Origin of the sequence: Acinetobacter sp. YH16032, assembly GCF_013417345.1 — a bacterium.
Classification (GTDB): Bacteria; Pseudomonadota; Gammaproteobacteria; order Pseudomonadales; family Moraxellaceae; genus Acinetobacter.
In genome coordinates, this window is sequence record NZ_VPEE01000072.1 from 1 (window position 1) to 4,292 (window position 4,292).

The 4,292-nt window shown below is 51.1% G+C and carries 3 protein-coding genes and 2 pseudogenes; 3 read left to right on the forward strand and 2 right to left on the reverse strand.

The window, feature by feature from the left end; translation table 11 throughout:
• Positions 1-457: 457 nt before the first annotated feature.
• A pseudogene (locus tag FTV32_RS15845) lies at positions 458-640 on the reverse strand (TM2 domain-containing protein); the annotation flags it as partial.
• Between FTV32_RS15845 and FTV32_RS15850 the strand changes: the two are divergent.
• On the forward strand, positions 640-879 hold the full coding sequence (locus tag FTV32_RS15850) for a cupin domain-containing protein (RefSeq protein WP_218945200.1): 240 nt from the start codon (positions 640-642) through the stop codon (positions 877-879). The pseudogene FTV32_RS15845 and the gene FTV32_RS15850 overlap by 1 nt on opposite strands.
• A gap of 37 nt (positions 880-916) precedes the next feature.
• Here the strand turns inward: FTV32_RS15850 and wzz(fepE) are convergent, their stop codons facing one another.
• Positions 917-2,059 carry an LPS O-antigen length regulator Wzz(fepE) gene (wzz(fepE), locus tag FTV32_RS15855; protein WP_021544858.1) on the reverse strand — a complete coding sequence of 381 codons (1,143 nt, stop codon included), beginning with the start codon at positions 2,057-2,059 and terminating at the stop codon, positions 917-919.
• 194 nt (positions 2,060-2,253) lie between these two features.
• On the opposite strand from wzz(fepE), the pseudogene FTV32_RS15860 reads away from it, so the two are divergent.
• Both FTV32_RS15860 and FTV32_RS17360 read left to right on the forward strand, forming a co-directional pair.
• Positions 2,254-2,716: pseudogene (locus tag FTV32_RS15860) on the forward strand (transposase).
• Between the two features lie 1,303 nt (positions 2,717-4,019).
• Positions 4,020-4,292: hypothetical protein (locus FTV32_RS17360; protein WP_218947432.1), on the forward strand; the 273-nt coding region annotated here is incomplete at its 3' end.

The following is a 4,292-nucleotide window of genomic DNA, read 5'->3' on the forward strand; positions in this document are numbered from 1 at the left end:
CACCCTTGCGGCGCGGCGATGTATTATACATCGCCGCGCCGCAAGGGTGCCCCTTCCGAATCCCGTTCATCACTGCGTGCTGATTCATCCACGTTAAATCCGACCCCCTTAGCAATAAATCCAGCCATGCCTGACGGCCTGGCCAACGCCTCACGGCCGCACAGTAAACTGCACACCCGTGAGGCGTTATTCGTGAGGTTCAGTGGTGCTTTTGGGCGTCCAGCCGGATTTTAGCCGCTAAAATCCCGGCCATGCATGTGTGTGCATAGCCATGCAGACGCGCCAGAATCATCAGGCGCGTTTTTTCACGATATAGGCACAGGGAAGTGTCGGAAACAGGCAGGAAGACCCAGAAACGCCCTGAGAGCCTCTCAGGCGGTGCACGCAACGGATGTTATGGTAAATCTGCCTCACAGACTGGTACAAAAAAAGCCCCGCAGGGCTTTTTTGCTATGAGTTAGCCATATTTTCTTGCGAATTTTTCATCGGAATCGCATAGATAAATAATAAACTCAATAAACGCGATGATCGCGGGTATGAATGTCCAGCAAAAAATTAGATACAGGAATCCCTGTCCTATTTTACCTAAGTAAAATTTATGTACGCCAAATCCACCAAGGAAGAATGCTAAGAAAGATGATGGCGGTGGAGGTCAATTTTGAGCAGGGTGCGATTGGCCCGATGCACAATCACCCGCATGAACAGCTTACCTATGTGCTCTCCGGGGAGTTCGAGTTTACGATAGGTGAAGAAAAGCAGATCGTGACGGCGGGCGATACGCTCTATAAAGCGCCGCACGTGATGCACGGCTGCATTTGCCTGAAGCCCGGCACCCTTCTGGATACCTTTACGCCGGTGCGCGACGATTTCCTGAAATAAAAAAAGGCGCTGAATCAGCGCCTTTTTAATATCGTCGTTACTCTGTTGCTGGCGTTACGGCCGTTATCGGCTCTGGCAACGGATTACGCGAGAGCATTGCCTCACGCAGCAGCACGCTGCCGCAGGCAAACAGGCCGCCCAGAATCCCTGCCAGCAGCACAATCAGGGCTTTGCCCGGACCGTCTTTTTTCACCGGCAGTGACGGTGAAAGCTGATACCTGAAGGGTTCAAGCTTCACGTCTTCCACGGACAGTTTTTGCAACTGAGTCAGATAGTATTCACGGTTCTGGAAATCCGCATTCAGCTCGGCCACGTCCTTCAGATTCTTTTCAATCTGCAGCTTTTGCGCAATACCGTCAGCACCCAGCGCCACGGAGTAGTCAGGATCGTCTTTTACCGCCTGTCCGTTGCTGTAAACCGGCTTCTTAATGCCTGCCGCGTTCGCCACTTCCAGCGAATAGTTGAGGCGCTGCAGGTTGGTGTTGTGGATATTGGTCAGACGCACGCGATCCAGCTCCAGCTGCTGCTGAACGACTTTCGTTTTCAGCGTGATCTGGTTACGGATATTTTCCATCGTCTCCTGCTCAACAATGCGGGAGATATAGTTGATGTAACCTTCCAGAACCGTCTGCGCGTCTCCCGCCGTCGGGGCGGTAAAGCTCAGCGTCCATGAGGTATACGGCGCTTTGTCTGCGTCTTTAACCTGCGTGTTATCTGTCGCTTTCATTTTCTCAGCAATATTCACCACCGCGCGATGCAGCTCCAGCGGGTCTACCTCGGTGCCTTCCAGCTGAGACATCACGTACGGGGAGGTTTTCATGTACTCTTCGAGCAGCGACTGCGACTGAAACTTTTTGATGAACAGGTTAAACACGTCTCCACGGCTCACCTTCGCGTCGACGTCCAGCACCTGCAGCGTCACCATCATCTGGCGCAGCGTGTTCCACTGCGTCTGCTCGGCCGGCGTGATCACGGCTTTACTGGTCCATTTTTGCGGGATTAAAAACGCAATGGCCAACCCTACTACGGCGAACGCCAGGACGATCGTCACAATACGTTTTTTGGCTGCCAGAAGTACGTCTAACAACCCCAGGAGATCTATCTCTTTGGTGCTTACCGCCGGAGTGGCATAACGGGGAAAATCGAGGTCCGTGTTTTTCTTGAAATCCATCGCTGACATAACCGTTCTTCTTTTTGGAGCGCAGTAAATTTCTGCCTGATTGGTTGCAGTGGTCGGATGATACAAGAAAGTAAGAATAATCTGAACGCCAGATTGATCTATCTGTAGACCGACTATCAGATTTAGGGAAGGTGCGAACAAGTCCCTGATATGAGATCATGTTTGTCATCTGGAGCCATGGAACAGGGTTCATCATGAGTCATCAACTTACCTTCGCCGACAGTGAATTCAGCAGTAAGCGCCGTCAGACCAGAAAAGAGATTTTCTTGTCCCGCATGGAGCAGATTCTGCCATGGCAAAACATGGTGGAAGTCATCGAGCCGTTTTACCCCAAGGCTGGTAATGGCCGGCGACCTTATCCGCTGGAAACCATGCTACGCATTCACTGCATGCAGCATTGGTACAACCTGAGCGATGGCGCGATCGAAGATGCTCTGTACGAAATCGCCTCCATGCGTCTGTTTGCCCGGTTACATGAAAGCCAGCATCCGGGCCAAGGTGGAGCACCCATTTCGCATCATCAAGCGACAGTTCGGCTTCGTGAAAGCCAGATACAAGGGGTTGCTGAAAAACGATAACCAACTGGCGATGTTATTCACGCTGGCCAACCTGTTTCGGGCGGACCAAATGATACGTCAGTGGGAGAGATCTCACTAAAAACTGGGAATAACGCCTTAAATGGCGAAGAAACGGTCTAAATAGGCTGATTCAAGGCATTTACGGGAGAAAAAAATCGGCTCAAACATGAAGAAATGAAATGACTGAGTCAACCGAGAAGAATTTCCCCGCTTATTCGCACCTTCCCTAATAGCGCGGCTGCGATTCTACTTTTTTCACCTGAACCTGAAGAGGCGTTTGTGGCTCCGCAGTGTGGGCATGACTTTGCTGTTTCGTGTATTTCCTTGCCGCATCCTCGGCAGTAAACCATTGAACTCATTTTTTATCCTCGAGCTTATTTTTAGTTGGGATGCATAATATCCGATGTTTTATAACGATATGCATCCTATATGCTCGGGTGGGATAGATTTCCATTATGGTGAAGGATCTTCTTGAGATCCTTTCTGTAGCGTCGTAATCTCTTGCTCAGTAAACGAAAAAACCGCCCAGCAAGGCGGTTTTTCGAAGGTTCTCAGAGCTGCAACTCTTTGAACCGTGGTAACTGGCTTATGAGGAGCGCAGTAACCAAATCTGTTCTTTCAGTTTAGCCTTAACAGGCGCATAACTTCAAGACTAACTCCTCTAAATCAGTTACCAGTGGCTGCTGCCAGTGGCGCTTTGTCGTGTCTTTCCGGCTTGGACTCAAGTCGATAGTTACCGGAGAAGACGCAGCGGTCGGACTGAACGGGGGGTTCGTGCATACAGTCCAGCTTGGAGCGAACTGCCTACCCGGAACTGAGTGTCAGGCGTGGAATGAGATAAACGCGGCCATAACAGCGGAATGACACCGGTAAACCGAAAGGCAGGAACAGGAGAGCGCACGAGGGAGCCACCAGGGGGAAACGCCTGGTATCTTTAAGTCCTGTCGGGTTTCGCCACCACTGATTTGAGCGTCAGATTCTGTGATGCTTGTCAGGGGGGCGGAGCCTATGGAAAACCGGCAACGCCGCGGCCTTTTCTTTTGCCTCTCGATCCTCTCTCATTGCCTGTGCCTTAATGTCTCCGTTCCCTCCGCTCGCCGCAGCCGAACGACCGAGCGTAGCGAGTCAGTGAGCGAGGAAGCGGAATATCCCCGGACTTATCTTCGGCACCGTACGCGCCAGTGCTGCATTTTTTAATACGATGCAGGATAGGGCTAACGCCGCAAAGTGACGTCACCTGACGTTCCTGGATTACAAAGGTTAAAGCAGCGGACAGGAAATGTTTTGTGCCCACAGCTATGCTGGCTTATTCACAAAACAGCGGGACAAGATGTGTTTTTGGAGTACCGCCGGCCCGCTAAAGACTCCTGGTTAGCTCCCGCATGTTTGCTATCTTTTTGCTACCATTTTGCTACTTTTTTGCTATCTCCAGAGTCTTCTGGTCTTTCGGTTGCTATCCTTTTGCTACTTTTTTGCTATCAAAATGCTACCTCTCCCTTCTTGCAATAAATGACCAAGGCACGTTAGCGATGTATACATCGCCGCGCCGCAAGGGTGCCCCTTCCGAATCCCGTTCATCACTGCGTGCTGATTCATCCACGTTAAATCCGACCCCCTTAGCAATAAATCCAGCCATGCCTGACGGCCTGGCCAAC